At 64.8% G+C, this 26,557-nt stretch carries 21 protein-coding genes and 1 pseudogene; 6 read left to right on the top strand and 16 right to left on the bottom strand.

Going from position 1 to position 26,557, the window contains the following annotated elements; translation table 11 throughout:
- Nucleotides 1–13: 13 nt before the first annotated feature.
- Nucleotides 14–1,228: a glycosyl hydrolase gene (locus FCN77_RS04830; protein ID WP_254678847.1), complete on the bottom strand. Its 1,215-nt coding sequence runs from the start codon at nt 1,226–1,228 to the stop codon at nt 14–16.
- 237 nt (nt 1,229–1,465) lie between these two features.
- Here FCN77_RS04830 and FCN77_RS04825 point away from each other — a divergent pair, with 237 nt between their 5' ends.
- The gene (locus FCN77_RS04825; protein WP_175417137.1) at nt 1,466–1,867 is read left to right on the top strand and encodes an Hpt domain-containing protein; all 402 of its coding nucleotides are present in this window, start codon (nt 1,466–1,468) and stop codon (nt 1,865–1,867) included.
- Between the two features lie 56 nt (nt 1,868–1,923).
- Here FCN77_RS04825 and FCN77_RS04820 read toward each other — a convergent pair whose 3' ends face one another.
- The gene (locus FCN77_RS04820; RefSeq protein ID WP_175417136.1) at nt 1,924–2,679 is read right to left on the bottom strand and encodes a response regulator transcription factor; all 756 of its coding nucleotides are present in this window, start codon (nt 2,677–2,679) and stop codon (nt 1,924–1,926) included.
- Nucleotides 2,680–2,779: 100 nt separating this feature from the next.
- Here FCN77_RS04820 and FCN77_RS04815 point away from each other — a divergent pair, with 100 nt between their 5' ends.
- On the top strand, nt 2,780–4,447 hold the full coding sequence (locus tag FCN77_RS04815; RefSeq protein WP_137321349.1) for a cell wall metabolism sensor histidine kinase WalK: 1,668 nt from the start codon (nt 2,780–2,782) through the stop codon (nt 4,445–4,447).
- 47 nt (nt 4,448–4,494) lie between these two features.
- Here the strand turns inward: FCN77_RS04815 and FCN77_RS04810 are convergent.
- The 3 genes and pseudogenes from FCN77_RS04810 to FCN77_RS04800 all read right to left on the bottom strand — a co-directional run.
- Nucleotides 4,495–4,926: pseudogene (locus FCN77_RS04810) on the bottom strand (TetR/AcrR family transcriptional regulator); the annotation flags it as partial.
- Between the two features lie 404 nt (nt 4,927–5,330).
- On the bottom strand, nt 5,331–6,542 hold the full coding sequence (locus tag FCN77_RS04805; protein WP_254678846.1) for an McrC family protein: 1,212 nt from the start codon (nt 6,540–6,542) through the stop codon (nt 5,331–5,333).
- A 61-nt stretch (nt 6,543–6,603) separates the two neighbouring features.
- Nucleotides 6,604–8,835, bottom strand: a complete 2,232-nt coding sequence (locus FCN77_RS04800) for an McrB family protein (protein WP_137321348.1) — start codon at nt 8,833–8,835, stop codon at nt 6,604–6,606.
- Between the two features lie 225 nt (nt 8,836–9,060).
- Between FCN77_RS04800 and FCN77_RS04795 the strand changes: the two genes are divergently transcribed.
- On the top strand, nt 9,061–9,321 hold the full coding sequence (locus FCN77_RS04795) for a PspC domain-containing protein (protein ID WP_137321347.1): 261 nt from the start codon (nt 9,061–9,063) through the stop codon (nt 9,319–9,321).
- A 77-nt stretch (nt 9,322–9,398) separates the two neighbouring features.
- Here the strand turns inward: FCN77_RS04795 and FCN77_RS04790 are convergent, their stop codons facing one another.
- The 4 genes from FCN77_RS04790 to FCN77_RS04775 all read right to left on the bottom strand — a co-directional run bounded on the left by FCN77_RS04790 (nt 9,399) and on the right by FCN77_RS04775 (nt 14,049).
- A complete protein-coding gene (locus FCN77_RS04790; protein ID WP_137321346.1) occupies nt 9,399–9,641 on the bottom strand; it encodes a PLDc N-terminal domain-containing protein in 243 nt (80 codons plus the stop codon).
- Between the two features lie 174 nt (nt 9,642–9,815).
- Nucleotides 9,816–10,232 (bottom strand): thioesterase family protein, encoded by a 417-nt coding sequence (locus FCN77_RS04785; RefSeq protein WP_137321345.1) that lies wholly within the window; start codon nt 10,230–10,232, stop codon nt 9,816–9,818.
- 53 nt (nt 10,233–10,285) lie between these two features.
- Nucleotides 10,286–12,319 (bottom strand): ABC transporter ATP-binding protein, encoded by a 2,034-nt coding sequence (locus tag FCN77_RS04780; RefSeq protein WP_137321344.1) that lies wholly within the window; start codon nt 12,317–12,319, stop codon nt 10,286–10,288.
- Nucleotides 12,316–14,049, bottom strand: coding sequence for an ABC transporter ATP-binding protein (locus FCN77_RS04775; protein WP_137321343.1), 1,734 nt, complete (start codon nt 14,047–14,049; stop codon nt 12,316–12,318). Before FCN77_RS04775 ends, FCN77_RS04780 begins: the two co-directional genes overlap by 4 nt.
- A gap of 422 nt (nt 14,050–14,471) precedes the next feature.
- Between FCN77_RS04775 and FCN77_RS04770 the strand changes: the two genes are divergently transcribed.
- Entirely contained in the window at nt 14,472–15,254 is a 783-nt protein-coding gene (locus tag FCN77_RS04770; RefSeq protein WP_137321342.1) for a hypothetical protein, read from the top strand.
- Here the strand turns inward: FCN77_RS04770 and FCN77_RS25800 are convergent.
- Nucleotides 15,251–15,529, bottom strand: a complete 279-nt coding sequence (locus tag FCN77_RS25800; RefSeq protein WP_175417135.1) for a hypothetical protein — start codon at nt 15,527–15,529, stop codon at nt 15,251–15,253. The two genes, FCN77_RS04770 and FCN77_RS25800, sit on opposite strands and share 4 nt — an antisense overlap.
- Before the next feature lie 165 nt (nt 15,530–15,694).
- Here FCN77_RS25800 and FCN77_RS04765 point away from each other — a divergent pair, with 165 nt between their 5' ends.
- Nucleotides 15,695–16,540, top strand: coding sequence for a class F sortase (locus tag FCN77_RS04765; protein ID WP_254678845.1), 846 nt, complete (start codon nt 15,695–15,697; stop codon nt 16,538–16,540).
- A 70-nt stretch (nt 16,541–16,610) separates the two neighbouring features.
- Here FCN77_RS04765 and FCN77_RS04760 read toward each other — a convergent pair whose 3' ends face one another.
- The 6 genes from FCN77_RS04760 to FCN77_RS04735 form a co-directional block, all read right to left on the bottom strand.
- Entirely contained in the window at nt 16,611–18,623 is a 2,013-nt protein-coding gene (locus FCN77_RS04760; RefSeq protein WP_254678993.1) for an MFS transporter, read from the bottom strand.
- Nucleotides 18,624–18,719: 96 nt separating this feature from the next.
- On the bottom strand, nt 18,720–19,199 hold the full coding sequence (locus tag FCN77_RS04755) for a MarR family winged helix-turn-helix transcriptional regulator (protein WP_137321340.1): 480 nt from the start codon (nt 19,197–19,199) through the stop codon (nt 18,720–18,722).
- A 213-nt stretch (nt 19,200–19,412) separates the two neighbouring features.
- Nucleotides 19,413–21,119 (bottom strand): thiamine pyrophosphate-binding protein, encoded by a 1,707-nt coding sequence (locus FCN77_RS04750; RefSeq protein WP_137321339.1) that lies wholly within the window; start codon nt 21,117–21,119, stop codon nt 19,413–19,415.
- The gene (gene speB, locus FCN77_RS04745; protein WP_137321338.1) at nt 21,116–22,219 is read right to left on the bottom strand and encodes an agmatinase; all 1,104 of its coding nucleotides are present in this window, start codon (nt 22,217–22,219) and stop codon (nt 21,116–21,118) included. The genes FCN77_RS04750 and speB overlap by 4 nt, the downstream gene beginning before the upstream one ends.
- A 104-nt stretch (nt 22,220–22,323) precedes the next feature.
- Nucleotides 22,324–22,665, bottom strand: a complete 342-nt coding sequence (locus FCN77_RS04740; RefSeq protein WP_137321337.1) for a P-II family nitrogen regulator — start codon at nt 22,663–22,665, stop codon at nt 22,324–22,326.
- A complete protein-coding gene (locus FCN77_RS04735) occupies nt 22,662–24,104 on the bottom strand; it encodes an ammonium transporter (RefSeq protein WP_137321336.1) in 1,443 nt (480 codons plus the stop codon). The genes FCN77_RS04740 and FCN77_RS04735 overlap by 4 nt, the downstream gene beginning before the upstream one ends.
- A gap of 428 nt (nt 24,105–24,532) precedes the next feature.
- Here FCN77_RS04735 and FCN77_RS04730 point away from each other — a divergent pair, with 428 nt between their 5' ends.
- A complete protein-coding gene (locus FCN77_RS04730; protein ID WP_137321335.1) occupies nt 24,533–26,509 on the top strand; it encodes an APC family permease in 1,977 nt (658 codons plus the stop codon).
- The last annotated feature ends 48 nt before the right edge of the window (nt 26,510–26,557 follow it).

The raw sequence follows: 26,557 nt of genomic DNA, 5'->3' as shown, positions 1-26,557 counted from the left end.
CACTACTACGATGCTACGACGCCCGGCGCGCCGCCAACGCACTCTTAAAGGCGGCCGCCGAGGCGTCGGTGCTGTTGATACGCCAGTCGGTTTCCTTTTGAAGATGGAACCAGACGAATCCCATGACATCCGGCTGGGCCGCGAGATAGCTGACCAGATCCGTATTCCAAGCCGCTTTGGAGCCGCCTGCCTCGCTGGAAGCCGTCTCGGCGATCAGGATGGGAACTCCCGGGGCCAGGGCACGCAACTGGGCTATCCCGGGGGCAAACAGGTCCTGCGGCGAAATCCAGCCGCTCCACGACGCAGAAGTGCCCCAGTTGTATCCATCGAGAGCCACGACATTCACGTATCCAGCACCAGGGAACAGGCCGGCGAGATCGGTGGAACCGTAGTACGGAACATTAGGGCTCCATACCCAGGAAACGTTGCCGGCCCCGGTGGCCGCAACCACGTCGTGAACATGCCGCCAAGCCTGTACGTAGTCACCGGCTTGGTTGCCGTTCACGCCTTCCGCCCACGGGTACCAGTTGCCGTTCATCTCGTGGGCGAACCTCAGCTGGACCGGCTGGCCCCAGGCCGCCAGCGCCTGGCCCCACTGCGTGATGTGGGCGTCAAAGTCGCCGGCGGCAATCCGGTCCAGGGAGTAGGCCGGCTGTTCCAGGCCGCCGCCCCAGGCCCAGGGTTCCCAGGTGACCAGCGGAACAGCGCCCCGTGCCCGCACAGCGTTCATTTCGGTGATGGGCGGCGCCTGAACGAAGTCCTCGTAGAAGAGCACACTGGACGGGCTTTCCCCGGCCAGTTGGGCCACTTCATCCAGTTCGCCGCCGGCCAGCGGACCGCCGGCAGTGGCTACACCGAAGCGAAGCGCTGCGGTACTGACCGGCGGGAGCGTGGGGGCAGGCGCAGCAACCTGGAACACCGACGATGCCTTGACGGAGGAGGTCTTGGCGGTGATGGTCAGCGAACCGGTGGCCGCCGGCGGAATGGTGATGGCTGTACTGAACGCCCCGGTGGCCGCCGTTTGGAACGAAAAAGTCGAGGCGCCGACTGTCACCGTTCCAGTGGTGGAGACCTTGAACCCCGTTCCGGTGACGGTGACGGCGGAACCCGCCGGCCCTGTCGCCGGGCTGAGGGCAATCTGGGCTGCCGCGGGTGCTGCCTGCACGGGTTGGACGGCCGCCAGCGTCAGTCCGAATCCAACAACCAAGGCAGTAATGAGAGTCTTCACGGCACTGAACACAGCGGTCCCCGCAATCGGCTGGTGGCCTGGAAGACCACGAGGTCAGTTCGGTGCCGGCAGGCACTTGTCCCGATCCTAAACGCAGACTGCTGAGTCTGATCAAGATTTGCGCAAATTTTTTTGGAAAACGCATTCCGCAGCTGCGGGAGCCCTACTGTAAAAGAGGCAAGGTTCATGTCCGCACCCGTTATCCCGGTTATGCGGGGCCAAGGGAAGGGGTGTCCAATGGATGGACAGGATGGCGTCAGCCGGACGTACGTTGACCCCTCCGTGTTGCAAACACTCCGCTGCGAACTTGAGCCCGACGCCGAATACTGCACCGTGTTCGTCAACAGCTACATCCAGCAACTGCCGCGTAGGCTCGACCGGCTCCGCCTCGCTGTAGAAACCATGGATATGGATGCCGCCATGGACGCCGTCCTCAGCGTGAAGACTTCCAGCATGATGGTGGGCGCCGCGTATCTCAGTACGCTCGCTGACGAGCTCGAGACCATCCTGAGGCACCTGGAGACTCATCCGGAATCCCAGGCAGAGCGGCCGCACCGGCATCAGTTGGCGCTCCTGGAAAGCATGGACGCGTGCACCGATCAGACCGTGGCCGGCCTCTCGGCCGCAGCAGCGGCCTAGGCCCCGTACCGGAGCCCGGGTCCAGGAGTAGGCGCCCGGACCCGGGCTCCCTTAGGTCAGCGTTCCGCCGGCGCCAGACGGTAGCCCACACCGCGGACAGTCTGGAGCCAGCGCGGATTCTGCGGGCTGTCGCCCAGTTTCTTGCGGAGATTCCCCATGTGCACTTCCACGGCCCGTTCGTCGGCCTCGGAAATATAGCCGCCGACGTCGTACGGCTCATCCCTCAACCGCCGCACAAGTTCCGACTTGGTGCGCACCATCCGGCCGGCCTCGAGCAGGGCGTGCAACAGATCGAACTCGGTGCGTGTCAGGTGAAGTTCACGCCCGTCCACGCTAACGGTCCGCGCCTCGTAGCTGAATTCGAGGCCGTTATGTGTGAGCATCAGTCCGGCGTTTCCGGCACCGGCAGGTTCCTTGCCTTCGGCAGGAGAGTCCGACGTCGCACGCGGACGCCGCATCATGGCGGCAACCCGGGCGCGCAGTTCCCGGGGACGGAACGGTTTGGTCAGATAGTCGTCGGCCCCGGACTCCAGGCCGATGAGGGTATCCAGTTCCTCGGCGCGGGCGGTCAGCATAACGATGTAGGCATCCGAGAACTGCCTGATCTGGCGGGCCACCTCGAAACCATCGATGTCCGGCAGGCCAAGGTCCAGGGTAATGACAGCGGGATTGAGCTCCTTGGCCGCCAAAACTCCGGCCGAACCGCTACTGGCCACCTGCACATCGAATCCGGCCTGGACCAGTACCACCCGAACCAGCTCACGGATGTCGTGGTCATCCTCGATTACCAGACCCACACGTGATTCACTCATCGCAGCCCCCTCAGTCCGCTCGATACCGTCAGAGTATAGCGCTCGCCGGATATCCTGACTGTATGCGTCCAGTAATCCGCACGTCCTTTTCCAGCCGACCATGAGCGGCAACCTCACGTGGGACATTGCATCCGGCCGGATACTGTTCTTCCGCCGGGCCTTCCACGAGTACTCGCTGCGGGGGCGGGTGGCACTGAGCCAGATGCCGCTGTCCATCACCGCAGGGCTCACCGCAGCGTTAGTGCTGTTGTTTTTCCCGGAAACTTTGGGGAATCCCCTCTTCCTGACATTCCTGGCCACGCAGGCCCTGCTTCTGATACTTTGCTTCGCCGTTCCCTGGGAGCGGTTGCCCTTCGAAACCTTTCTGGTGATTCCGCTACTGGATTTCGTTTCCATCGCACTGGGGCGTGAAGGCGGACAAGAGAGCCTGACTGGCATCAGCCTGCTGTCCGTATTTCCGGTCATCTGGCTGTGCGCGTCGGGGGTGTATCCCCGCACGGCCCTCCTCATGTCGTTCCTCGCGCCGTTGGGCATCATCTGGGTGCCCCTGTTCATTCGCGGCGACGTCACCGGCCAGGACTTGGCGAAGTCCCTGCTGTTGCCGGTGATGACGCTGGGCATCGGCGTGTCAGTGAGCGTGCTGACGCTCAGCATGGTCCGCCAGCAGCGCGACCTGGAGGAAAAGGATGCGCAGCTGCGGATCGCCTTGAAGGACAGCAAACGGCAGGAGGGGCTGCTGAATTCGGTGCTGGAAACCGTTCACCTGGGCGTCCTGGCTGTGGACGCGGACGGGAATGACATCCTGATGAACCGGAAACAGCGCGCGAACCACAGACTCGCCGCACCGGCGGGAAACTCCGATCCCAACGAATCCCAGCTCCTGGTTTTCCAGCCGGACCGGACCACGGAGGTTCCGGTGGAGTCGCGGCCTGTCCGGCGCGCGGTGAACGGCGAGAACTTTACGGACAACCTAGTGTGGCTGGGCAGCGGCAGTGAACAGCGCGCCATCACCACCAGCGCACGCGCCATGAAGGACCACGACGGTACGTTCGCCGGCTCTGTCATTGTGTTCAGCGACGTCACCGACCTGGTCAATGCCCTGGCGGCGAAGGATGACTTTGTCGCCAACGTTTCGCACGAATTCCGGACGCCGCTGACCTCGATCCTGGGCTACGTGGAACTGCTGCTGGATGAAGGGGACGAGTTGCCGGAATCGAATGTAGAACCGCTGCAGATCATTCGCCGGAACGCGGAGCGGCTGCTGGGCCTGGTATCGGATCTGCTGGCCAGCCGGAACGGCCAGCTCATTGTGAGCCCGCAGGCCGTTGATGTGGCCGAACTGGTACGGGCCAGCGTCAGCGCCGCACTCCCCCGCGCCGCCGAAGCCAACGTGGACCTCCGCGCGGACACCCCGGCGCGCCTGGATGCGCACGTGGATTCCGCCCGTATGTCCCAGGTGCTGGACAACCTGGTTTCCAACGCGATCAAGTATTCACCCAACGGCGGCGACGTGGTGGTGTCTCTCGGATCGGAAGGAAACCACCTCGTGTGCCGGGTGAGCGACACGGGAATGGGCATGAGCGAAAAGGACCAGGGGGAAGTGTTTACCAAGTTCTTCCGGACCGGCAACGTGCGGAACACCTCGATCCCGGGAGTGGGGCTGGGCCTGTCCATCAGCAAGGCCATTGTTGAAGCACACGGCGGCACCATCCAGCTGCGGAGCGCCCTGGGACACGGAACCACCTTCACCGTTCGGGTCCCGGTCTAGGGGACTCCGGGGAACACGGCCCGGCCAGGGATGCGGCGGGCCTAGGGCGTGTAATCCTCGGCGTCCCTGAGCCCGGCCTCGTCAGCGAGCCGCTTGATATGGCCACGGGCCTTGGCCAGATAGCCGAAGCTTGCGCGTCCCAGGGGATGGCCGGCACCCATTTCCAGCAGGATGCTAATGAAGGAGCTGGCCTCGAAATCGTCCCGCCGGAACTAATCGTGGGAGACATCGAAAATCCCTGTCGCGCCGTTCCAGGAAGGCGAGCACCAGCTCGTCCTTGGAGGCAAAGTAGCGGTAGGACGTTGCTTTGGCCACTCCTGCCCGGCTGATCAGCTCATTGACGCCCACGTCACGGATCCCCGGCGGGCGAACAGCTCATAGGCTGTGTCAACGATTTTTTCCCTGGCATCGGCAGCAGTGACTGCGGCCTTACCCTCAGGGGCAGGCCGTAGTACGTTGCGTTTCCCCGCGACTTCCATGGAGGACATTCTAATCCCGATGGGCAGACAGACTTGTCTGTCTGCGATATGATCCCTACATTCCGGTCGGTTGCATTCCCGGCTTTTAAGCCAGAGCGCTTCTGCCACAGGAGGGTAAGAGATGCCGAAAAAAATGCCGTCAGCGCCGGGAGCCCATCAGGGCCACTCCCGGCAGACGCGGTCCGGGATCCATGCCGTTGGGGGGCCCGTCAGCGGGCGCGTGAATCTTGAGCCGATTCGCCACCAGTCGTGGGACATCATCAAAGCAATCCTGCTGGAGACGGATCCCGAAGGGTCCGAAATCCGCAGTCAGCTTCGCCGTTGCCTCAGCAAGACCGGAGGCAACCCCGAGAGGGCCTTGCTTATGCACCTCATGTCAATGCCGGGCCGCTCCGCGGCCGCGGTCATTGATTAAGTCCTGCCTGCCGCACCACTTCGCCCCAGGACTGCTGTGCAAGGTCGGCAACAGCTGCCAGGATGTCCGACGGCGGCAGGGACAAATCAAGCGGGTACTCCACCACGTCGATATCAGTGTTGAGGATTCGGCGGAGCTTCATTTCCCCCGCGCCTGCGTACACCAGCCAGGCGGTAGGAACCTGTAGCGCAGTGCAAAACGCCAGCATCTGGAAATGATCGGCAGACAGCGAAGCGCCCTGATCGGTGGCCGCCCGGTACTTGGTGTCGTAGACAACCACAGGGCGCCCACCAAGGAGGTGCACCGCGTCGGGGTTCACCGTGAGCCGGTCCGAGTCGCGGACCGCCTCGTTCAGCAGGGCGTTGTACTGCAGCCGCATCTCGCCCGGATGAGCCGCCATGGCTTCGCGGAGCGCCGTCCCCACAAAATCCTCGAAAACCTGCCCCATGTCCACAACGAACGAAGCCGTCTGCTGTTTTCCGTCACCAGCTTCTGCTGAGGCATTGCGCAGGATCACTTCGGACAGCCGAAGCACGGAATGGTACCGGCTGTTCATCCTGGTGGCCTGCCACGGCGGAAGTGGCGCTCCGGACTGCAGGCGAGTGACGCCGTCGAGCTTTCCCTTCAGCTGCCGCAGGCGGCTCTGGACATCAGGCCGCACGCGCGGAACCTGGGCCATGCGTTCCAGGGCGGCCCGCAGGATGCGGTTCTCCGCGATGTCCTCGGTGAATTCGTCGTAGGAGACTTCCAGCGGCACCAGCATGCCGGGCCGGCGCGAAATCTGGTCTGAGATCCGGATCCGGCCTTTCACCGTCCGCAGCGATTCGTCCACCGTGAGGTATCCCTGCAGGACTCCACGGCCCAGCGCGCGGTCAGCCAGTTGTGCCAGCGATTCGGCCAGTGCACTCCACAGGTCCGAATCCTCGACGGCGGCCACCGGGTCCTCGCGGAAGCCCTGGTTCCCTGCGTAGCTGAGGAGGAACAGCAGCCGGCTGAGGCCCAGCCGGTCCTTGGGCCGGACTTCCAGCTGCACCGAGGGCGTCCGGACGGACCCCACCATCCCCACGGGTTCGATCCGGAAGAGGCCCATGCCCATGGGAGAGGCCTTCGCCAGGCCGCTGGCATTGACGAAGGCGGCGCTGGCGGCGTCGAGCTTGTCCACAACGCCGCCGGACAGCTCGTCCAGAACGATGTGGCGCACCGCCTTTGAGGAGCTGGATGGCTGCGGCGCAGGCCGCGGCGGAACAGCGACCTGCAATCCGCTAGCGGGCCGCAAGGCGGCCCAGCAGCTGCTCAAGCCCGAAGCGCTCCTGCAGCTGGGCCCGGTTCAGCTGCCCGTGGTAGTGCTCTTCCAGCAGCGGCATGAGCTCGTACTTCCAGATCCGGCGAAGGCCCGAGGGCGTCTGGGCAGCCTTCTTCATGAAGTACGACGGTCCGATCATCAGGTCGCGGTCCCACTCGTCGATCGCGTCATTGAGCGCATCCAGAAGTAATGCCGGCGTGGTGTCCAGGTCCCGCGCCTGCAGGAAGCGCAGCAGCGAGCCCTTCACCGGTTCGGTCTTGGGATGAAGCTCAATGAAGGAAAAGCGACGGCGGATGGCGGCGTCCATCATGGCGATGGAACGGTCCGCCGTATTCATGGTGCCGATGATGTACAGGTTGTCCGGGAGGGTGAACGGCTCGTTGGGGCTGTACTGCAGGTAGATGCGGTCGTCGCGGTATTCCAGCAGGAAGTACAGCTCGCCGAACACCTTGGCCAGGTTGGCGCGGTTCATCTCATCGATGATCAGGAAGTAGGGCTTGTTTTCGTTGCCGGGCTTGGCAGCTTCCTCCGCCAGGCGGCGCAGCGGACCGGCCACCAGCTTGAACGAAACCTGCCCTTCGTCGGTCTTGTCCGGGCGGAAACCTTCGAAGAAGTCCTCGTAGGCGTACGACGGGTGGAACTGCACCAGCTTGACCCGCTCGTCGGTGCTGTCCCCGGCAAGCTCGGCCGCGAGGTGCTTGGCGAGGTACGTCTTGCCGGTTCCCGGCGGGCCGTAGAGAACCAGCTGCCGGTTCTCCTCCAGGAGTTCGGCGATTTCCTGCAGCGGTTCCAGGTCCATGTGCAGGGACGCCGCGAATTCTTCCGTCAGCGGGCGGAACCCCTCCGGAACGGGTTCGACGACGGCGGCAGGCGCGGCGGCGTCGTCGGGCTCTGCCTCCGCTTCGGCGGGCAACAGCGCCTGCAGCGCCTGCACTACGCGGGTGACGTCCACGATGATCCCTGGCGTGGCCAGCTGGCGCTGGACGTGGCGAGGAAGGTCCGCCATGCTGTGTGCCTCGTCGAACCAGCGGACCTTGCGGCGCATGCGGCGGTTGTCGTCGTTGTGCTCCGGTTCGCCCAGGACTCCGCCCAGCCGAACAGCACCGGCGTGCTGGTACAGGACGAGGTCGCCGGGCTTCATGACCGTCAGGAAGGCAAAGACAGCGGTCTTGTTGTCCTCGCGCTCCACATAGCCAAGGTGCTTGTAGTCCTCGTCGACGGCGTGCTGCACCAGTCCAGCGGTGACACCGGGGGCGAGCAGGCGCAGGTGCTCGACGTCGAGGGTCACCTTCTCGTGCTGGTGCCATTCCGCCAAGAGGTCCTTGACGTCGTGGTGGGTACGCAGCAGCCAGGCACGCCGGCCCGGATCCCCCACCTTCCGCCACTGGCTCACCAGCTGGCGCGCATACCAGTCGATCCGCTGGCCTGCCTGCTTGTCCAGGTACCGGCGGATGCGGTGGATGTCGGCGGTGACCTCCTCTTCGCTGTCGCCCTTGGCGCCGCCCACCAGGGACGCAAAGGCATCCCGAATTTCCTGCCGTTCGACATCCGCCACCACGGGCTCGAAATAGCTGGGCCACGCAAGGTACTCAATGCTGCGGCGAATCGCCGGCTGGTCATCCGGAGTCCCTGCCGTGAGCTGGTGGAAGGCCAGGGGATCCTTCAAAGCCTTGGTCATGGCATTCGTGGACTGCTGGTCAACGTGCTGCACGAAACGGCAGAGCCACTTCAGGTGGTCCCAGATGGTCCAGTTGAACTCGGCGGTGCGGTCCCGGATGACACCGTGGTCCGTCATGCCTTCATAAAGCTCTTCGGGCAATTCGAGCGGCGGCTCCAGCCAGGAGGCGGCCTCTGCCACGCGGGCCCGTTTCACCTTCAACGATTTGACCTCGTGCGCCAGGGGAAGCGACTGGAGGAAAAGCAACTCAACCGCCAGCTGTTTGGCTCCGCGGGAGGCGTCGGCCAGGTTCTGCCGAAGGTTGGTCATCATAGGCGCCTTGGAGTCCGCGACACCGCGTTCCAGGCGTTCGAGCAGCTCCGAGGCAGCGGCCGTGGTCCAGGTGGGTGTCCGCCCGTCCAGCGCCGACGATTTGCCCTGCAGACCGGCCCCGAGAACAAACCACGCTGCGTCCTCGATCTCCTTGGAGATACCGGGGGCGCGGGTCATGGCAGGCTTCGCGGTGGGGGTCATGCCTTCAAATTTACAGGCTTAACCTGAGCGCCAGCACCAAAAGCCCCTGCTGGCTACTTGCGGGTAGACACCGTGCCATTACGTATGGTTTCTTGATCCGGGCGGGTTCCCTGCGTGGGTCCGGCCGCCCGTTGCCGTCACGCCCGTTGTGAGCCGGCCGTGGCTTTCGGCCCTATGAACACACGGGGTACCGACAATAGGCTGGCTGAAAACAGGGAGGACGCCATGACGTTTCAGGACCTGACCCAGAGGATGTTCACCGCCATCCGCGGCACCGGGCTCAGCCGTGGACCGGACCGGTGGATCGGCGGAGTATGCGGCGGCCTGGCGGCCAAGCTCGGCGTCGACCCCACCCTGGCCCGGATCGTTTTCCTGGTCCTGGCCCTCCTGCCGGGACCAGCGGTGACTTTCTATGTCTGCGCCTGGATCCTTCTGCCGGACAGCACCACGAACCACATCCATCTCGAATCATGGCTCAGCGCCTGATTACTGCCCCGGCCTGATTGCTGCCGCGGCAAGCCCCCGGATTGCTGCGATTACTGCCCGGCGATGCCGTGGGGCGCCTAACGTGCGGCGGGTAAGTTCTTGCGTCCGAACGCGAAGTAGCTTCCCGGACCGACGAAATTGATCAGGGTGACCATCCGCCACATCGCCTTGCTGCCACGGATCTGCTCCGCAGGCCGCCGGGAAATGTCCCGCTGGGCCGCGATCAGGAGCGACAGCTGCACGGCGGCCGCCACGATGGTCCCCGCCCGCGCCAGCGGGGGCATTTCTTTCCAGGTCTTCTTCTTTTTCTTGGGGGCCATGGCCGTTGCTCCTAGGTTGGGATGGTTGCCGGGCACGTCGCCTGTCCGGGCGGTTCACTGATGGGACGATCAGTCGTGAGGATCAGTCGTGAGGATCAGTTGTGAGGATCAGTCGTGAGGATCAGTTGTGACGATCATAGGGAGCAGCCCCGCCCAAAGGTAGGGGCTTTCGGCTCAGGCCACGAACGGCGTGAGCCGTTCCTTCTGTTCGGGTGTCAGGCGCAGCACCCGGCCGGTGCCCTCGTCCACGAATGCCAGGTGCGTGGTGGCCTTGACGCAGTCCTCGCGGGTCACGGGATCCTGCACCAAGTAGTGGATGTCGAAGCTGGCGCCCTTCACGGCACCGATCCACAACTGGACCACGGCCGGAACATTCCGATACTCGAGCGTCCTTACGTAGCGGACTTTGTGCTCCACTACCAAGGCCATGGTGCCCTCCTCCACGTCGTTGAAGAGGGACACCTTGGGCTCGACTCCGGGCAGTCCGGCACCGCGGGGCGGCCCGAAAGCCGCGATGCGGGCTTCCTCCAGCATCCGGACGATCTGCACATTGTTGATATGTCCGTACGCGTCCATGTCGCTCCAGCGCATGGGGACCAGAACCTCGATGCGCCCTGTACCTGGAACAGCCGGGCCGGCGGCGCTCAGCTGTGCACCGCCGTCGGGTCGTCCGCGAACGTTTCCTCAGCGTCCTCGCCGGCGAACTGGGACACGTAGAGGCGGTAGTAGGCGCCCTTCAGTTCCAGCAGGTCCTGGTGATTGCCCTGCTCAACGATCCGTCCGGCCTCCATGACCAGGATGGTGTCGGCGTCGCGGATCGTGGACAGCCGGTGGGCGATGACGAAGCTGGTGCGGTCTGTGCGCAGGGCTGCCATGGCCTTCTGGACCAGGACTTCCGTGCGCGTGTCCACCGAGCTTGTTGCCTCATCGAGGATGAGCAGGGACGGGTTGGCCACGAAGGCCCGCGCGATGGTGATGAGCTGCTTCTCACCCGCGCTGACGTTGTTGCCCTCCTCGTCGATGACCGTGTTGTAGCCATCCGGCAGGGCCCGGACGAACCGGTCCACGAACGTGGCCCGGGCCGCTTCCATAACCTGGTCTTCGGTGGCGTTCAGGTTGCCGTATTTGATGTTGTCGTAGATGCTGCCGCCGAACAGCCAGGCGTCCTGCAGCACCATCCCCACCTTGGCCCGCAGTTCGGACCGGCTCAGGTGCGTAATGTCCACCCCGTCCAGGGTGATGCTTCCCGAGTTGAGCTCGTAGAAGCGCATCACGAGGTTGACAAGCGTGGTCTTGCCGGCGCCGGTGGGGCCCACAATTGCCACGGTATGTCCCGGTTCCGCGTTGAAGGACAGGTCCTCGATGAGGGGCTTGTCAGTCGAGTAGCTGAACGTGACGTGCCGGAATTCGACGTGGCCGTCGGTCTTGGCCGGGAGGTGCTCGGTGGCGGTTTCGGCGTCCTGCTCGCCGGCGTCGAGGAATTCGAAGACGCGCTCAGCCGAGGCAACGCCGGACTGCAGCATGTTGGCCATGCCGGCCATCTGTCCCAGGGGCTGGGTGAACTCCCGGGAGTATTGGATGAAAGCGGTGGCGTCACCCAGGCTCATGCCGCCGGAGGCAACCCGCAGCCCGCCCACCACTGCGATGCCGACGTAGCTGAGGTAGGACACGAACTGCATGACCGGCATGATCATGCCGGAGACGAACTGGGCTCCGAAGCTGGCCTTGTAGAGGACCTCGTTCCGTTCGTCGAAGCGCTCCAGGATGTCCGCCTCGCGGCCGAAGACGCGCACGAGGTCGTGTCCGGAGAACGATTCCTCGATCTGGCCGTTGAGCTGGCCCGTGTTCTTCCACTGCGCGGCAAACAGCTTTTGGCTTCGCGAGCCGATGATGCCGGCGGCCACACCTGAGAGCGGGAGGGCCACCAGGGCGATGAGCGCCAGTTGCCAGGAGACGATGAACATCATGATGACGATGCCGATGACCGTCAGGGCAGAGCTGACCAGTTGGGCGAAGGCTTGCTGCAGCGCCTGCTGGATGTTATCGACGTCGTTGGTGACGCGGGAGAGGGTGTCGCCGCGCTGGCGGGTGTCAAAGTAGTTCAGCGGGAGCCCGTTGAGCTTTTTCTCGGTATCGTCGCGCAGTTTGCGGACCACTCGCATCACCAGGACGTTCAGGACATACCCCTGCAGCCAGGTGAATATGTTCGCCACGAAGTACATCACCAGCACGACGCTGATCAGGAACGAAAGCTTCTGGAAGTCGATCCCCACGCCCGGAACGAGTTCCATCTTGGCGATCATGTCCGCGAAGTTGGTATCGCCCTGGGAGCGCAGGCCCTCCACGAACCGGTCTATGCTGACTCCGGCCGGCAGCTGCTTTCCAACCACTCCCCCGAAGATCACGTCCATTGCCTGCCCGAGGATCTTAGGGGCAACCACATTGAGGACGACGGCGACGGTCACCATGGCGAGCACCAGGGCGATGCCCGCCGACTCTGGTTTGAGCAGTCCCATCAGGCGTTTGGCGGACGGCCAGAAATGTTCGGCTTTCTTGGCCGGAGCCCCGCCGAACATGTCGCCGTCGGCCTCGGTGGGCTTGTATTCCTCTTCGTAGAAGTCATCGTCTTCCACGGGAAGGCTTTCCTGGCCTGCGGGGAGTTTCTCGTTGGTGCTCATGCCACTTCCTCCGCTGTGAGCTGGGACTCGACGATTTCCTGGTAGGTGGTGGAACTTTGCAGCAGTTCCTCGTGCGTGCCGCGGTCCGCGATCCGGCCGTTGTCCAGGACAAGGATCTGGTCTGCGTCGGCAATGGTGGATATGCGCTGGCCCACGATGATCACGGTGGCGTCAGCGGTCTTAGCTCTGAGTGCGCGGCGGAGCCTGGCGTCTGTCGCGACGTCGAGGGCTGAAAAGGAGTCGTCGAACAGGTAGACCTTGGGCTGGGTCACCAGGGCACGTGCGATGCAGAGCCGCTGGCGCTGTCCGCCGGAGACATTGGTGCCTCCCTGGGCGATCCTTGACCCGAGGCCGTTTTTCTTTTCGCGGACGAAATCCGCGGCCTGTGCCACCGTGAGTGCATCCCACAGTTCCTGGTCCGTGGCCTCCGTCTTGCCAAAGCGCAGGTTGTGTTCGATGGTCCCGGAGAAAAGGTACGGCCGCTGGGGCACCATGGCCACCCTGCCGGTGATTTCGGAGCGATCGAGGTTCGTGACGGGCACGCCGTCGAGCAGTACTTCGCCGGATGCGACGTCGTAGAGCCGCGGCAGCAGGGACAGCAGGCTGGTCTTGCCGGCGCCGGTGGAACCCACGATGGCCACCGTCTGGCCCGGCTCGGCGGTGAAACTGATGTTGCTGAGGACGGGTTCCTCGGCACCTGGGTAGGCGAACGAGACGTTGCGGTACTCCACGCGTCCTGTCCTGTTCGTGGGCGCCACCGGAACAACCGGTTCATGGATGGACGGCTCGACGTCGAGCACCTCGCCGATGCGGTCGGCACAGACGGAAGCCCTCGGAATCATCATGGCCATGAAAGTGCCCATCATGACCGCCATGAGGATCTGGAGGAGGTATTGCAGGAAGGCAGTGAGGGAACCGACCTGCATCTCGCCCGCGTCCACGCGCTGGCCGCCGAACCACAGCACGGCAGCGGTGGAGACGTGCAGGATCATGCCGATGGCCGGGAACATGAGGACGAAAAGGGAACCGATTTTCAGTGAGACATCGGTTAGTTCCCTGTTGGCCTCGCCAAACCGCACTGTCTCGTGGGGTTCCCGGACGAACGCACGAACCACACGGATGCCGATGATCTGCTCGCGAAGGATGCCGTTGATGCGGTCGATCTTGGTCTGCATGGAGCGAAAGAGCGGCATGAGGCGCACCACCAGGTAACCCACGACAGCGATCAGGACCGGAACGGAAACCCAGACGAGCCAGGACAGGCTGAGGTCCTCGCGCAATGCCATGAAAATGCCGCCGATGCACATGATGGGCGTGGCCACCATGAAGTTCAGCCCCATCAGGACGAGCATCTGGACTTGCTGGACGTCGTTTGTGCCGCGCGTAATCAGGGTGGGTGCGCCAAAGACGTTGACATCCTTGGCCGAAAAGCTTGTGACCTTGCGGAACACTCCACGCCGCAGGTCACGGCCGAAGGCCATGGCCGCCTTCGAACCGAAGTACACACCTGCAATGGCAGTGGCCACCTGGATGAGCGCGACCCCGAGCATGATGCCGCCGGTCCGCCAGATGTAGTCGGTGTCCCCGCGGGAGACGCCCTCGTCGATGATCTGTGCATTCAAGCTGGGAAGGTAGAGGGCCGCGATGGTGGATGCCAACTGGAAAACAATGACAGCCGCGATATACGGCAAATACGGCTTGGAATAGCGCCGTATGAGGGTGACAAGCATGCCCGGGTGTCCTTAGGGAAGCGCGCGAAGTGGATGAGAGAAGTAATACCAGCAGGGGCTGACACTCTTAGCCTTCCCACTCTACGAAATCCGTTGCCTATGCGAAACATAACCCCGCAAATATCATCCGAACGGAGTATCCCTGCCGGCGCTAAACCGCGCAAAGGTGCGGGTTGTTACGCATGAAACGGGTGTTATCCCGCGCTCCGAGGGGGACGGCAGTGAAAAGCGAGTGCCCAGTCCAGTATTGGCCACTCGCGACTACCACCGTGCCTGAGGCTTAGCGTGAAATCGTCAGTTAATTGACAACTCTGCAGGAGAGCCGCAGGCGATCTGGGCACCTACGGACAACGGTCGGCTCCTCCATGGGGCTTCCCCTCCCGCAGTCTGGTCAGTCCCCAATGATCCAGATGGAGAATCCCATGAAGAGAATCCTCGCAACGGCCGGAATTGCTGGCCTTGCGTTAATTGGCGCCACCGCCCCGGCAAATGCCGGCGGCGACAAGATCAGCATCTGCCACGCGACGGGCTCTGAAAGCAACCCTTTTGTGCAGATCTCAGTCAGCGAAAACGCAGTGAAAGGAAATGGCGGCCACGCATCGCACACGGGCGACATTATTCCGGCGCCAGCAGCCGGCTGCCCTGGAGGCTCAAAAGGTGATGATGAGCCGAAGGAAGACCACTCGAAGAAAATGACAATCTGCCATGCGACGGGATCTGAGAAGAACCCGTTTGTCGAGATCACGATTCCGGAAAAGGCGTGGTTCAACGGACACAAGGACGGGCACAACGGCCGGGCGGACATCTATCCGGTCCCCGCCGGCGGCTGCGAGGAAAAGGACCATGAGAAGCCGCCGGCCGAAAAGCCGCCGGCCGAGAAACCACCGGTCGAGACGCCACCAGCCGAAACCCCACCGGCCGAAACCCCACCGGCCGTGACCCCTCCCGTTGTGACACCGCCGGCTGTTGTCCCTCCAGCTGTTGTCCCTCCGGCTGTTGTCCCTCCGGTTGTTGTACCGGCGGGAGCAGCAGCGGCACCGGCCCCGGTGGTGAACCGCGGGTTCAACGCCCAGACGGCGGCTGGCAGCCAGCCGCAGGCCGGAATTCCGGCCTGGTTTGGCGGTCTTGCGGCATTGCTCACGGCTGTGGCGGCAGTTGCCCTTAGGCGCGGGGGACGCCGGCAGGATATCTCCTCGGCGGACTAGGCCGAGCCTGAGGCCGGCACGGGCACCCACCGCACGGTGGGTGCCCGTGGACGCACAGGGAACCCGAAGGAGCCCACATGTTCTTCCCAGGCCGCACTGTTCGCGACCACGCGTCGCGCTACGCGGAGGCCGCGCACGCCGCGCGTGCTGACCACGCGCCTGCTGGCGATGGGGCCGCTGACGATGGGGCCGCTGACGATGGGGCCGCTGACGATGGGGCCGCTGACGATGGGGCCGCTGACGATGGGGCTGCTGACGCTAAGGCAACTGCCCACGGGGCTGCAAATCCCATGGCCCCAGATTCCGCGACGGCGGGACCACGCGGCTTCGGAAAATGGCAACAAGACTGGTTGCGGCTGGAAAATTGGCGCGGACAACTGTTGCATTGGGAGCGCTTATCTTTCGACCGGTTGCCCATCCGGCACCCGTCGCTGAGAATCTTGCCCCAGGCAAGATCTGCACTCCAAGTCCTGTCCCGGCGACGCCTGTCCCCCAAAGGCCTGCCCTTCAAGAACCTCTCCTTCAAGAACCTTTCCCTCAAGAACGTTGCCTTCAAGAACCGGCCCCTGAACCGCGGGGACCTGCTGCTGCTGGCGGCCGGCGTCGTGGCCTTTTTCGTGCTGACGTTCCTGCCCGGTGTTGTGGCTCCCGGGAGCAGCGCCGGCGGCCGGCCGGCCGCAGTCGCGCAGTTCAGCTCCCCCAGCTTTGCCTCGCCGAGCGAGACGGCGCCGCCGGATACGTTTCCGTGGAACGGCGCGGGTGCTGCGGTCAAGGGCAGCAAGGCGTCCGCCTCCCCCGCCGCACAGCCACCGCGTCCGAGCCTTCCGGCCAGCTTCCCGCCGGCAGCGGCCCCGACCCGGATTGTGTACCCGGCGGCCGGACTGGACGTGGTCGTTCATCCCCTGAGCCCGAGCCAGGACGAGCTCAATTCCCAGGCAATCGTGCCCCCGATCACCATGGACGGGTACTGGGTGACGAACTTCGGCACGCCCGGCACCGGCTCCACCAATACGACGTACATCCTCGGGCACAGCTGGGAGGACCGCGAGGCTCCATTCAACCGGCTAAGCTCCCGGAGCACCCCGGGCGACATCTTCGAAGCCACGACGGCGGCGGGCACCATCCGCTACCGGGTGGACTCCGTCGACACCTACGGGAAGTCAGCCCTCAAAGACAGTCCCATCTGGAATGCCGTACCCAACCGCCTTGTCCTGATCAGCTGCTACGCGCAAGATCTCTGGGGAAAGAACGTGGTTGTGGTCGCGTCCCCGGTTCTTGAACCCTGAGCCCTGAGCGAGAAGCCCTAAAGCCCGGCCCCGAAAGTCCGGAGCCGCCGTCGGATGGCAGCGCCGCGGCTTATTCGCTCGTGTGCCGCCCGTGCGTGGCGATGTAGTCTGCAGCGGCGCGCTGGAGCTTCCTCTCCTTGGCGAGCTGCCGGCGTAGCGTGGCGAGCTCTTCACTGATGCGGCCCTGCCCGGCCGCGATCTCGCGCTGCTCCGCCGACTGTTCGTGGACGGCGCGGAGCGCCTCCGCGAGCTGCAGCTGCTGCTCGGCCAGCAACTGCTGGGTCTGCAGCAGGAGGGGCACGACGTCGGCCGCTTCCGGGCGTGAGTCCGCCACCAGTGTGCGGCTCCGCGCGCGGGTCCCTTCACGCCCGGCGGCGCGGGTGTCGCCGTCGCCGTTCCAGTGTTCCTCGCGGACAGCGCGGCGATCCTCACGGGCGGCCTCTGGGAACCGGGACTCATGGGCACGCTGCCTGCTGAGGACCTCGATGAACTCCCGGTCAAGGTCCACGACGCCGGATCCCGCCGCCGGGACCGCACTGCCGTCAGCGGTGGCCGGGCCGGCGTCGTTCGCTGCAGCCGGCTCGGGGACAATGTCCACGGTGCGCCGGAGAGGCTTTTCCTTGATGCAGAGGACAGCCACGAGTGCAATGATGCCGATGACCGCCGAGATCAGGAAGATTTCCGCCGTGGCGTCGCCGTAGGCGGCGCGCATAATGTCCCGGATCGGGGCCGGCATGTCCTGGAGGTCCATCCTGGCACCTGTGGATCCGCCTGTTACGGGAATTCCGGCTGCGGCGAGTCCTTCGGCGGCCAGTTCCTTGACGCGGTTGGCCAGGACAGCGCCCAGCACGGACACGCCGATCGCGCCGCCCACGGACCGGAAGAAAGCCACGGAGGCGCTGGCGGTGCCGATGTCCGTTGCCCGCACGGTGTTCTGCACCGCGAGGACGAGGTTCTGCATCAGCAGGCCCAGGCCCAGCCCAAGGACGGCCGTGTAGACGCCTGTCAGCCAGAGCTCGGTGGTGTGGTCAATGGTTCCGGCCAGTCCCAGTCCGCCGATGAGGAGGATGGAACCGGCGACCAGGTAGCGCTTCCACTTGCCGGTCCGGCTGATCAGCTGGCCGGACAGGACCGAGCCGATGAGGTTGCCGGCGATCATGGGCAGGGTCAGGAGCCCGGCTTCGGTGGGGGTGGCGCCGCGGGCCACCTGGAAGTACTGGCCCAGGAAGGCCGAGGATCCGAACATACCGACTCCCACCGCAACGGAGGCAAGGATGGCCAGTGCCGTAGTCCGCTCCGAGATGATCTTGAGCGGGATGATGGGCTGCTCCACCCTGGATTCCACTACGACCAACAGGGCCAGGAGCAGTACGCCGCCGCCCACCATGGCGGCGGTCTGCCAGGACAACCAATCGTAGTAGTCCGGGTTGCCGGCGAAGGAGACCCAGATCAACAGGAGGCTGACGCCGGAAGTGAGCAGGATGGAACCGAGCCAGTCGATTTTGGCGGGGCGTTTGACGTGCGGAAGTTTGAGCGTGATCTGAAGCAGGATCAGGGCAACGATGGCGAGTGGCACACAGACGAAGAAGGTCCAGCGCCAGCCGAGCGGGCTGTCCACGATGAATCCGCCGAGCAGCGGGCCTCCGGCGGTTCCGACGGCCATAACGCCGCCCATGTAGCCGGAGTATTTTCCGCGGTCACGCGGCGGAATGATCGAGCCGATGATGGCCTGGGCAAGGGCCGTCAGCCCGCCCATGGCAATGCCCTGGATGACGCGGGCAGTGAGCAGCAGCGGGATGGTCTCGGACAGGCCCGCCATGACCGACCCGGCCACGAAGATCACGATGCTCAGCTGGACCAGGAGCTTCTTGTTGAAAAGGTCCGCCAGCTTGCCCCAGATGGGCGTGGTTGCGGCGTTGGCGAGCAATGCCGCGGTGATGACCCAGGCGAAGTCGGTCTGGGTGCCCTTGAGCTCGGACATGATCGTCGGCAGCGCGTTGGCCACGATGGTGCTGCTGATAATAGCGGTGAAGAACGCGGCCAGCAGCCCGGTGAGGGCCTCCATGATCTGGCGGTGGGTCATCGCAGCCTGGGGTGCGCCGGCGGATGACTGCGGTGATGCGGTTGACAGGGCCCGGGACGGACCGGTGGCAGTAGCGTGGCTCGCCATGTGCAGCTCCTAAACTGTTGGGATGGTTTCGGTGGATCCGGCCGTCTTTGCCCGGGCTGAGTCCCTGAGGGATTCAGCAAGTTTTTTCAGGGTTTTCGCGGTCTCTTCCGCGTCGTTTTGGCTCCAGTCCTGCAGGTAGCCCTGGAGCGTCGCCGCGCGCTGCTGTTCTATCTCGCGCAGCTTGGCCGCTCCGGCCTCCGACAGCGCCACCAGCTGGGCACGCCCGTCTTCCGGATCGGGCCGCCGAACTACCAGGCCATGCTCTTCCAGATCGGCGATGTGCCGGCTGAGGACGGGAGCGCTGACTCCGAGCCGTGCGGCGAGGTGTGTGGCCCGGGACTCGCCCTCCCCCACAAACCGCAGGACGCCCTGGAGAGCAATCCCGGTTTCCTGCCCTCGCAGGCTCCCGACGGCGACGCAGCGGACTGCGCGCTGGAGATCGAAGATCTGATAGACGAGATCGGCTGCTGTTTGTGGTGCAACTGCCATGCTGGATCAACCCCTTTGCTTGCCCTAGGCAACTATACGCACAAATGGTTGCTTTGGGAAACTAAGGAGTAGGAGGTGGGCCAACATTTCCCTTAAACGCCACGCGCGAACTGGCAGCTAATGCCCTCGAAGTTGCATTGAGGGGGGCATTAGCTGCCAGTTCGCGCGTGGGTGGTGCCGCTGTTGGTGCGGAGGTTGCGGGGTTCTTGTTGCTCAGACGCCCAAGTGCGTGGGGCCGAACATCTTGAGCAGGGTTTCGACGACGACGACGTTCGGTCCGTCCGCGGCGAAGCCCGCCTTGAGCGCGTCCCCCACATTCTCCGGGGCCACCCGGACAGCGGGGACGCCGAAAGCTTCGGCGAGTTTGACGAAGTCGGGACGCGCAAGTTCGGTGGCGGTGGCCTTGCCGAACGCGCCCACCATGTATTCGCGCAGGATGCCGTAGCCGCCGTCGTCCACGATCAGCCAGGTGACCGGGACATTGTGCTGTCTGGCAGTGGCCAGCTCGGAGATCGAATACATCGCCGAACCGTCACCGGAGACGGCAAGGACACGTCCGGGCTTGCCCGTAGTTTCCAGCCCCACCGACCCGCCGATGGCCGAGGGGAAGCCGAAGCCCAGCCCGCCGGCGCCCTGGGCGGAGTGGAACTGGCCCCCGCGGGCGTCCCAGCAGCTCCAGCCCCAGTAAGCGGAGATGGTCATGTCCCAGAAGGTCTGCATGTCCGCGGGCACGGCTTCGCGAATGTCCGCCATGAACTTCAGTTCCTTGCCGAGGTCCTGGGACTCCAGCCGGTCCTTGACCTTGGCCAGGGATTCCTTGACCAGCGTTTCCGGCGGGGTGCCGTGCCAGTCGGCCCGTTCCCCGTGCGGTTCTGTGAGCGCCGCGTCCAGCGCGGCGAGGGCCTGGCCGGCGTCGGCCCTGATGCCAAGCCCGGGCCGGTTGGACTCCAGGACCCTTGGTTCGGCGTCGATCTGGATGATCCGGCCGCGCGGCTCGAAGGTGAAGTAGTTGGACGTCACTTCGCCGAGGGAGGAGCCGATAACGATCAGCACGTCCGCGTCCTCGAGCACGTCCGTCATGTGCCGGTCCTCGATCCAGGACTGCAGCGAGAGCTCGTGGTTCCACGGGAAGGCGCCATTGCCGCCCGGGGTGCAGATGACCGGTGCGCGCAGCTTTTCCGCGATAGACAGCAGGGACTTCTCGCCCCGGCCGCGTCGCGTGCCGCCGCCGGCGATGATCGCCGGCCGTTCCGCCGTCGACAGCCACTTCACTGCTTCACGGACCAGCTCCACCCGGGGCGGGTTGTCCGCCGCTTCGGCCAGGGCGTCCTCCACCGGCGGGACCATGATGGGATCCAGCAGCACGTTCTGCGGGACTTCCAGCCAGACAGGTCCCTGCGGGGAGGAAATCGCCTCGGTCCAGGCATCCTGGATGGCCGAAGGGATGCCGGAGGCGTGCTGGATCAGCCGCTGGCTCTTGGTGACATTCGCCGCCGAGGCCTTCTGGTCATCAAGCTGGTGCAGCATGCCCTTCCGGCGCGCACCCAGCCCGTCCAGCGGAATCTGGCTGGCCACCACCACCATGGGCACACCCGTGGCGTACGCTTCCTGGAGCCCGGCCAGGGACGTCAGCGCGCCCGGGCCGGTGGACAGGAACAGCACGCCCACCTCGCCCGTGGCCCGCGAGTATCCGTCGGCCGCGAACGCGGAATTGTTCTCCACCCGGGAGGACACGAAATGCAGGTTTCCCCGGCCCATCGCATCGAACAGGCCCAGAGCATGCTGGCCCGGGATGCCGAAGACCGTCTTAGCGCCCAGCGCTTCAAGGGTCTCGACGACAAGGTCCCCGCCGTTACGCACGCCGGTACCGGCGTTTACTCCTGCGGGAGCAGCAGCCGCGCCCGGATCGAAGTCGATCACTTGGAGAACTCCTGAACGGCGGGCCGGACGACGCCCGCGGGCTGGGCAGCGGCGGCGAAGCCCGCTTGGTGCCTCTTCTCCTGCCCGAGCGCCTGCGCGGCGTAGCCGTTGGCGCTGCCAAACCTGTCGCCTTCGACGGCGGAGTCCGCCATGAGGGTGACCAGCTCGTAGGCGACATGGCTGGCCGCGACGCCCGTGATTTCAGCGTGGTCGTAGGCCGGGGCAACCTCAACGATGTCCGCGCCCACGAGGTTCATGCCGCGGAAGCCGCGGATGATCTCGAGGAGTTCGCGACTGGTGATGCCGCCTGCCTCCGGCGTTCCGGTACCCGGCGCGTGCGCGGGGTCCAGGACGTCGATGTCGACTGAGATGTACAACGGGCGCTTGCCGATGCGGTCACGAACCTTGGCCACAGTTTCCAGGACGCCCTGGTAGTAGACGTCGGCGGAGGTGACGATACCGAAGCCGAAGCGGTGGTCGTCGTCGAGGTCCTTCTTGCCGTACAGCGGGCCGCGGGTGCCGATGTGGCTGATGGCCTCGGTGTCCAGGATGCCCTCCTCGACTGCCCGGCGGAACGGCGTGCCATGCGTGTATTCGGCGCCGAAATAGGTGTCCCAGGTGTCCAGGTGGGCGTCGAAATGCAGCATGGCCACGGGCTCGCCGGCACGCTCGGCGGCCGCACGAAGGAGCGGCAGGGCAATGGTGTGGTCTCCGCCCAGGGTCACAAGCTTGCTGCCGCCGGCCGTGAGGTCCAGGGCGTTCTGCTGGATGGTCTCGATGGCCTCGTTGATGTTGAACGGGTTCACGGCCATGTCGCCGGCGTCAGCAACCTGGACGTTTTCGAAGGGGCTGACGTCCCAGGCAGGGTTGTACGGGCGCAGCAGCCGGCTGGCTTCACGGACGTGGTTGGCGCCAAAGCGGGCACCCGGGCGGTAGGAGACGCCGGAGTCGAAAGGCACTCCCACCACCGTGATGTCCGCTTTGGCCACCTGGTCCAGCCTGGGCAGGCGGGCGTAGGTCGCGGCCCCGGCGTAGCGGGGAATGCGGGATGAATCGATGGGGCCAAGGTTGCCGTTGGCCTCGATGCGCAGCTCTTCCAAAGGAACGCCTCTCCTTCGAGGATGGATCGGTAGTGTGACACCCATCATACACTCAAGTTTCCCGTTGTGCATCAAGTGTTTACCAATCAAATCCTCATGCTGCGTCAGTCGATGGCGGCAGGACCCCTCTCCCCCGTCCGCACCCGGACGGCGTCGGAAACAGAAATGGTCCAGATCTTGCCGTCACCGAAGCGTCCGGTGCTGGCACCGGCTTCGATGGCCGCCACGACTCCGTCCATGGCGTCCTCGGTCACCAGCACTTCCACCCGCATCTTGGGCAGAAGATCAGAGTTGTATTCAGTGCCACGGTAAACCTCCATGTGCCCGCGCTGCTGACCGTAGCCGCTTGCCTGGCTCACAGTCATACCGTTGACTCCGCACCCCTCCAGTGCCGCCCGGACTGTCTCAACCTTTTCCGGCCGGACAATCGCCGTTACGAGTTTCACGTTCGCACCCTGCCCCTGTCGGACTCGCGCTCCGCAGCTGCCGGTTCGGAGGTTGTTCCCGCGGAGGCAGCATCCGGGGCGTCCTCTGCGGCTTCAGAAGTGACGGCCCTGCCGTGGTGTTCACCGGGATGGAACGCGCCGCCCACCATCAACAGCTCGTACGCGGTTTCGGCGTGTTCGGTGACGTCGATGCCGGAACGCTCATTGGCTTCGGACACCCTCATACCCATGGTCTTGTGGATCGCGTATCCGATCAACGTGGTCATGATGGCGCTCCAGGCGGTGACGATCAGTGCGGTGAGGAACTGCGGCCAGAACTGGGTCAGGCCTCCGCCGTAGAAGAGTCCGCCCTCGGTCTTGGCGGACGGGAGGGCGAAGAATCCCAGCGAGAGCGTTCCCCACAGGCCACCGACAAAGTGCACGGCCACCACGTCCAGTGAGTCGTCGAGGCCGATCTTGAATTTGAGTCCGACGGCGAGTGCGCAGATTGCTCCGGCAACGGCCCCGATCAGGATGGCGCCAATCGGGTCCACGAACCCACAGGCGGGCGTGACGGCAACCAGGCCAGCCACGGCGCCCGATGCGGCGCCAAGGGAGGTGGCATGGCCGTCCCGGATCCTTTCGATCAGCAGCCAGCCGAGCAGCGCCGCACTGGTGGCCAGCAGGGTGTTGGTCCAGGCCAGCCCGGCGGTGGCATCGGCGGCGAGTTCAGAACCGGCGTTGAAGCCGAACCAGCCGAACCACAGCAGCCCCGCGCCTAGCATCACGAACGGCAGGTTGTGCGGGCGGATATTGGGGTCCTTCATGAAACCGAGGCGCTTTCCCAGCACGACGGCGAGCATCAGCCCCGCAATGCCGGCGTTCATGTGCACCACGGTTCCGCCGGCGAAGTCGAGCGCGGAGATCTTGCTGCCCACGATGCCAGTGGCGCCGAAGAGGCCGCCGCCCCAGACCCAGTGGGCGATCGGCGCGTAGACCAGCGTCACCCACAGGGCGGCGAACAGAAGCCAGGGGCCGAATCTGACCCGCTCCGCCACCGCCCCGCTGATCAGCGCGACGGTGATGATGGCGAACGTGGCCTGGAATCCGATGAAGACCATGTCCGGGAGCCCGGGTGCCTTCCCGCCGATGCTGCTGGTCAGGCCGCTGAGGCCCAAATTGGCGAACGGATCGCCGACGAGCCCGGACATGGTGTCGGGTCCGAACGCCAGGCCATAGCCCCAAAGCGCCCAGACCACGGCGACAACACCCATGGCGCCAAAACTCATCATCATGATGTTCAGGACGGATTTCATCCGGACAAGGCCGCCGTAGAAGAACGCCAGGCCTGGGGTCATCAATAGGACGAGGGCGGAGGCTGCCAGCATCCAGGCTGTCGCGCCCGGATCCAGCACAGCGGGATCCACGGCCATTCCCACATTGACTAGAGAGATGTTCATTTCGGGAGCCTTCCTCAAGAGGTTGGCGCTCCTGGGCGCCAACTACGGCGAGACCATTCACAACGACGAAACCGAATCAAAACCATGAAACCGAGATGTGTTCCCCGAGTCCGACGCTACAACCGACGTGTTTCCGCCATAGCCACGAAGTTTTTCCGGGAGGTTAAACACGAGGGCCGGGGATGAATGCTGGATTTCCGACAGGTTTCCAACATGTGACGTAAACCTCACCATCGGCTCCGCCACTCACACGCAACGCCCCACGGCAACATTTGGCGCCCCCGGCCAGCAAAGTGATGGCGGTCACGTAAGGCGTAAAGGTTTCGTTAAGGCCAGCCTTTGGCACCCCCACCCGGCCCTAGGCTCCCATGAGAAGCAGCACGCCCGCGGCCGCCCACGGCTGCTTGCAAGCTGCGCGAAAGGATACCGTGACCACGCTGACCAGGCCCCCGGCCGATCCCTCGGACCGATTCAATCCCCAGCCGGCAAAGCTGAAGACCTGGCTGCTGGAGGGCATGCCCGAAGGGTCCGGCAAACGGCAGGGGCCGCACGGCCAGCCGCAGGCCGACCACACGCCGCAGCCCTGGTGGAAGGTTATGTGCCTGACCGGCGTGGACTACTTCTCCACCTTGGGCTACCAGCCGGCCATCGCCGCCCTTGCCGCCGGGATCGTCTCGCCGCTGGCCACCGTGGTGCTCGTGGTCGTCACGCTCCTGGGGGCGCTTCCGGTGTACCGGCGGGTGGCCTCGGAGAGCCCCCGCGGCGAAGGATCGATCGCCATGCTGGAGCGGCTGCTGCCTCGCTGGGGCGGCAAGCTGTTCGTCCTGGCACTCCTGGGTTTCGCAGCCACGGACTTCATGATCACCATTACGCTTTCGGCCGCGGACGCCAGCGCGCACGCCATCGAGAACCCCTTCGCGCCGGAATTCCTGCACGGCCAGGAGGTGGCCATCACACTGGCATTGATCGCCGGCCTCGGCGTCGTCTTCCTCCGCGGCTTCAAGGAAGCCATCAATGTTGCTGTTGTCCTGGTGGCGGTGTTCCTGCTCCTGAACGCCGTGGTGGTAGGCGTGGGGTTGGCCCACGTGTTCAGCGAAGCCCACGTGGTGACCGACTGGTGGGCAGCATTGAACCAGCAGCACGGCAACCCATTGGTGATGATCGGGATCGCCCTCCTGGTCTTCCCCAAACTCGCACTGGGGCTCTCCGGTTTTGAAACCGGCGTGGCCGTGATGCCGCAAATCAAGGGCTCCCCCGACGACACCGAGGCCAATCCTGCCGGCCGGATCCGGGGCGCACACCGGCTCCTGACCACCGCCGCCCTGGTCATGAGCGCGTTCCTTATCGCCTCCAGCTTCATCACCACCTTCCTGATCCCGGCCGCTGAATTCCAGCCGGGCGGCAAAGCCAACGGCCGGGCCCTGGCCTTCCTCGCCCACCAGTACCTGGGCGACGGCTTCGGGACGGTCTACGACCTAAGCACCATTGCCATCCTGTGGTTCGCGGGGGCATCTGCCATGGCGGGACTCCTCAACCTGGTGCCGCGATACCTCCCGCGCTTTGGCATGGCGCCCGCCTGGACCCGGGCCGTACGGCCGCTGGTCATGGTGTTCACCGCCGTCGCGTTCCTCATCACCGTTGTCTTCGAGGCCGACGTAGAAGCCCAGGGCGGCGCCTACGCCACCGGCGTGCTGGTGCTGATGACGTCGGCGTCCATCGCGGTCACACTGTCAGCCCGGCGCAAGCAGCAGCGGTGCCGGACGGTCGCGTTCGGGGTGATCGCCGTCGTCTTCCTCTATACGACGGTTGCCAACGTAGTGGAGCGGCCCGACGGCCTGAAAATCGCTGCCCTGTTCATTCTCGGCATCGTGGTGGTGAGCTTCGCGTCCCGTGTACGCCGTTCCTTTGAGCTGCGGGCCACCCACATCCGGCTTGACGAAAAGGCGCTGGAGTTCATGGCGGCCAGCGAGGACGGGCCCATCCGGATCATCGCGCACGAGCCCAAGCGCCTGAGCGCGGAGCGCTACCGGGCCAAGCTGGAACATGCCGAACTGGCCAACCACCTGCCCGCGGACAGTGACGCCATCTTCATCGAAATCCTGGTGGATGACAGCTCCGATTTCGAGCAGGAGCTCCTGGTGACCGGCAAGGTCCGGCATGGCTTCCGCATCCTGGAGATCCACAGCAACAATGTGCCCAATACCCTGGCTGCAGTGCTGCTGCACCTCCGCGATGTCACCGGGCTCATGCCGCACATCTACTTCCGCTGGACCGAGGGCAATCCCCTGACCAACCTGACCCGGTTCCTGCTGTTCGGCGAGGGCGAGATCGCCCCCGTGACACGGGAAGTGCTCCGCGAGGCCGAACCGGACGTCACGCGCCGGCCCTGGGTCCACGTGGGCTGACGCCCGGCGGCTGGCGGCTGCTTAGCAGCCGGCGGCTGCTAAGCAGCC

It is taken from the genome of Arthrobacter sp. 24S4-2 (assembly GCF_005280255.1).
In the GTDB taxonomy this organism is placed as follows: domain Bacteria; phylum Actinomycetota; class Actinomycetes; order Actinomycetales; family Micrococcaceae; genus Arthrobacter.
This window is presented reverse-complemented; position numbering and strand designations above follow the sequence as displayed.

Coding starts and splice junctions, on each gene's coding strand:
- FCN77_RS04825 (WP_175417137.1), top strand. CDS start 1,466: ATGGATGGACAGGATGGCGTCAGCCGGACGTACGTTGACCCCTCCGTG.
- FCN77_RS04820 (WP_175417136.1), bottom strand. CDS start 2,679: ATGAGTGAATCACGTGTGGGTCTGGTAATCGAGGATGACCACGACATC.
- FCN77_RS04815 (WP_137321349.1), top strand. CDS start 2,780: ATGAGCGGCAACCTCACGTGGGACATTGCATCCGGCCGGATACTGTTC.
- FCN77_RS04800 (WP_137321348.1), bottom strand. CDS start 8,835: ATGACCCCCACCGCGAAGCCTGCCATGACCCGCGCCCCCGGTATCTCC.
- FCN77_RS04795 (WP_137321347.1), top strand. CDS start 9,061: ATGACGTTTCAGGACCTGACCCAGAGGATGTTCACCGCCATCCGCGGC.
- FCN77_RS04790 (WP_137321346.1), bottom strand. CDS start 9,641: ATGGCCCCCAAGAAAAAGAAGAAGACCTGGAAAGAAATGCCCCCGCTG.
- FCN77_RS04785 (WP_137321345.1), bottom strand. CDS start 10,232: ATGCGCTGGAGCGACATGGACGCGTACGGACATATCAACAATGTGCAG.
- FCN77_RS04780 (WP_137321344.1), bottom strand. CDS start 12,319: ATGAGCACCAACGAGAAACTCCCCGCAGGCCAGGAAAGCCTTCCCGTG.
- FCN77_RS04775 (WP_137321343.1), bottom strand. CDS start 14,049: ATGCTTGTCACCCTCATACGGCGCTATTCCAAGCCGTATTTGCCGTAT.
- FCN77_RS04770 (WP_137321342.1), top strand. CDS start 14,472: ATGAAGAGAATCCTCGCAACGGCCGGAATTGCTGGCCTTGCGTTAATT.
- FCN77_RS04760 (WP_254678993.1), bottom strand. CDS start 18,623: ATGACCCACCGCCAGATCATGGAGGCCCTCACCGGGCTGCTGGCCGCG.
- FCN77_RS04755 (WP_137321340.1), bottom strand. CDS start 19,199: ATGGCAGTTGCACCACAAACAGCAGCCGATCTCGTCTATCAGATCTTC.
- FCN77_RS04735 (WP_137321336.1), bottom strand. CDS start 24,104: ATGAACATCTCTCTAGTCAATGTGGGAATGGCCGTGGATCCCGCTGTG.